The organism is Streptomyces carpinensis, assembly GCF_002154505.1.
Lineage (GTDB): Bacteria > Actinomycetota > Actinomycetes > Streptomycetales > Streptomycetaceae > Streptomyces > Streptomyces carpinensis.
Window position 1 is genome coordinate 1 of the sequence record NZ_MUBM01000184.1, and the last position, 3,881, is coordinate 3,881.

The 3,881-nt window shown below is 71.2% G+C and carries 1 protein-coding gene and 1 pseudogene; both read left to right on the top strand.

Annotation, left to right across the window (positions count from 1 at the left end; genetic code table 11):
* The coding region (locus BZY54_RS24300; protein WP_107419794.1) for a glycoside hydrolase family 3 protein at positions 1-2,863 on the top strand (2,863 nt) is incomplete at its 5' end.
* Between the two features lie 177 nt (positions 2,864-3,040).
* A pseudogene (locus BZY54_RS24305) lies at positions 3,041-3,881 on the top strand (hypothetical protein); the annotation flags it as partial.

Below are 3,881 nucleotides of genomic sequence, written 5' to 3' on the forward strand. Positions count from 1 at the left end.
AGATGTGTATAAGAGCCCGCTCCAACTCACCGCCCGCCCCGACGCCCCCGAGGGCGCCAAGGTGCTGTCCGGCACCTACGACATCAGCGGCTACGGCGGCTTCACCCACGACTTCGCCGCCGGCCGGCCCGCACACGACTGGTCCGCGCACAAGGGCATCCGCTTCTGGTGGGACGGCCGGAACAACGGCAAGAAGATCGCCTTCGAGATCAAGGACGGCGGTGCCGACGGCGAGGCGTCCGAGCTGTGGACGACCTCCTTCACCGACGACTGGACCGGCTGGAAACAGGTGGAGATACCCTTCACCGACTTCGCCTACCGAACGGACTACCAGCCCGTCGGCGGCATCGACCACGTCCTGGGCCTGACCCGGATGTGGGGGTACGCCGTCACGCTCCCCACCGGGATCAAGGGCAGCTTCGCCATGGACGACGTGGAGCTGTACGGCCGGGCCGACCAGTCGCTGCGCGCCTCCGTCACCACCGACGCGCCGGTGTACCCGGTCGAGGAGGGCGGCACGGCCACCGTCAAGGTCACCGTCGCCACCACCGGCTCCGCCCCGATCGACGAGCCGGTCACCGTCGAGTACCGGACCGCGACCACCGGCTCCGCACAGGCCGGCAAGGACTACACCCCCGTCTCCGGCACCCTCACCTTCCCCGCGGGCACCGCCTCCGGGACCTCACGGACCATCAGCGTCCCCACTCTCAGGGACAGGGCGGCGGAGCCGGCCGAGACGATCCCGCTCCAGCTCACCGTCACCGGTGCCAAGGCCCCCGCCGAGACCCCGCAGGTCGTCGTCGACGCCCACGGACTGCCGTATCTGAACAGCCACCTGCCGGTGAGGAAGCGGGTCGCGGACCTGGTCTCCCGGATGTCGCTGGAGGAGAAGGCCGGGCAGATGACACAGGCCGAGCGCGGTGCGATGTCCGCACCGGGCGACATCGCCGCCTACGGCCTCGGCTCACTGCTCTCCGGCGGCGGCTCGACCCCGACGCCCAACACCCCCGATGCCTGGGCGAAGATGATCGACGCCTTCCAGCTCCGTGCGCAGGCGACCCGTTTCCAGGTCCCGCTGATCTACGGCGTGGACGCGGTGCACGGCCACAACAACCTGGCCGGCGCCACGATCATGCCGCACAACATCGGCATCGGCGCCACCCGCGACCCCCGACTGGCCGAGCAGACGGGCGCGGTGACGGCGAGCGAGGTGCGCGCCACCGGCGTCCCGTGGGACTTCGCGCCCTGCCTGTGCGTGTCGCGCGACGAACGCTGGGGGCGCTCCTACGAGTCCTTCGGCGAGGACCCGGCCCTCGTGACGTCCATGGAGACCGTCATCCAGGGCCTCCAGGGACGGGCCGACGGACGTGACCTGAGCCGCGGCGACAAGGTGCTGGCCACCGCCAAGCACTTCGTCGGCGACGGCGGCACCGAGTACGGCTCGTCGACCACCGGCACGTACACCATCGACCAGGGCGTCACCAAGGTCACCCGGCAGCAGTTGGAGGCCGTCCACCTGGCGCCGTACCAGACGGCCGTCGACCGGGGCATCGGCACGGTCATGCCGTCCTACTCCTCGCTCGACATCGCCGGGGACGGACGGGGCCCGGTGAAGATGCACGCCCGCGGCGACATGATCAACGGCGTGCTCAAGGACCGGATGGGCTTCGACGGCTTCGTCATCAGCGACTGGAACGCCATCGACCAGCTCCCCGGCGACTACGCGTCCCACGTCCGCACGGCGGTCAACGCGGGCGTCGACATGATGATGGTGCCGTACACCTACAAGGACTTCAGCACGACGCTGATCGACGAGGTGAAGGCGGGCCGGATCAGCGAGAAGCGCGTCGACGACGCGGTGTCACGGATCCTGACGGAGAAGTTCGAGCTGGGCCTGTTCGAACACCCCTACGCCGACACGAGCGGTGCCCCCGAGATCGGCTCCGCCGCGCACCGGGCCGTGGCCCGTCAGGCCGCCGCCGAGTCCCAGGTGCTGCTGAAGAACGCGGGCGGCGTGCTGCCGCTGAAGAAGAGCGAGAAGGTGTACGTCGCCGGATCCGACGCCGACGACCTCGGCAACCAGACCGGAGGCTGGACCATCACCTGGCAGGGCGAGTCCGGCACCCACACCCAGGGCACGACCATCCTGCAGGGCATGAGGAACGCTGGGGGAGACGTCACCTACTCCAAGGACGCCTCCGCACCCACGGACGGTTACGACGTCGGTGTGGTCGTCGTCGGCGAGACCCCGTACGCCGAGGGCGTCGGCGACGTCGGCAACGGCCACGACCTGCGGCTGTCCGCCGCCGATCAGGCCGCCGTGGACAAGGTGTGCGCGGCGATGAAGTGCGCGGTGCTGATCGTCTCGGGGCGGCCGCAGCTGATCGGCGACCGGCTCGGGAAGATCGACGCCCTGGTCGCCTCCTGGCTGCCGGGTACCGAGGGCGACGGCGTCGCCGACGTGCTGTACGGCAGGCGTCCCTTCACCGGGCAGCTCCCGGTGACATGGCCGAAGTCGGAACAGCAACTGCCGATCAACGTGGGCGACGCCTCGTACGACCCGCAGTTCCCCTACGGCTGGGGCCTGACCACCCTCACGAAGGTGCCGGCGGGCGGCACGGCGACGCTGCGGGCACTGGGCGTGGCGGCGACGGCGGCCGAGAGGGCGCACGCCGACCAGGCCGGCCGAGCCCTCGTCACCAGGGCCCGGCTGATCGTCCAGCAGAAGGTGGGCGGGAGCGGTATGAGCGCGGCGGTGGCCAAGCCCTTCGCCGACGCCGACCACCTGCTGCTGACCGGCCGGTACGCGGCGGCCGTGGAACAGCTGACGGCGGCGTACCGGGCGGTGGGGCGCAGGGCCTGACTGCGAGAGCTGAGCGCAAGGCCTGACCGGAGGGCCTGAGAGGCCTGACCGGTCGGTGGGAGGCGTGTCGTCCGGGACACCCGGCGGTGCGCCTCCCACCGGCGTACCCGAGCACCAGGCGTTGCATCCGCCATCGACCGAATGACCGAGTTGTCATATTTCGGGTAGCTTCGAACCATGAAGGCCGTCGCCCTACCCCGAGCCCCCGCCCAGCTGCTGGTCGCGCTCGCGGTGGCCGTCATGGCCGTGCTGTCGACCGGCGCCCCGCCCTCGGCCGCGGCCACCAGCGTCTCGGCGGTCGCGCAGGCACTCCGCAAGAGTCCCGTCTACGTCGATCCGGCAGCCTCCGCCCAGCTGTCGTCCGCCGACGCCGACGCGCTGGCCCGGCAGATCAAGGATGCGGACAAGCCCCTCTTCATCGCCGTGCTGCCTGCCGGCTTCCCGACGCAGAACCTCTTCACCAATCTGCGCACCGCCACCGGCATCACCGGCGCCTACGCCATCCGCCTGGGCGACCGCTTCGACGCCCGGGCCGACGCCTCGGTGCTGCCGCGCACCGCCGTGGGCAATCTCGTCACCAGCGTCCAGGGCGAGAGGAACGCCAATACGCAGCTCACCGACTTCACCGGCCGGGCCCTCGCGAACATGGGCGGCTCGGCTCCCTCCACCTGGGGCACCTCCGGGCACGGCGGCGGGGTGTCGAGCACCGCGCTGATCACCGCCGCCGCGGTCCTGGTGGCGGGCGGTGTGGGCGCGTACGCCCTGGTCCGGAGCAGCAGCCGCCGCCGTGCGGCGGAGCAGCGGGCCGCCCTGGACAAGCTGAAGGTCGTCGTGGACGAGGACATCACGGCCTTCGGCGAGGAGCTGGACCGCCTCGACTTCCATCCGGCTGAGCCCGGCGCGGACGACGCCATGCGGGCCGACTACGAGCGCGCCCTGGACGCCTACGAGCAGGCGAAGCAGTACATGACCGAGGCCCGCAGACCCGAGGACGTGCGGGCCGTCACCGAGGCACTGG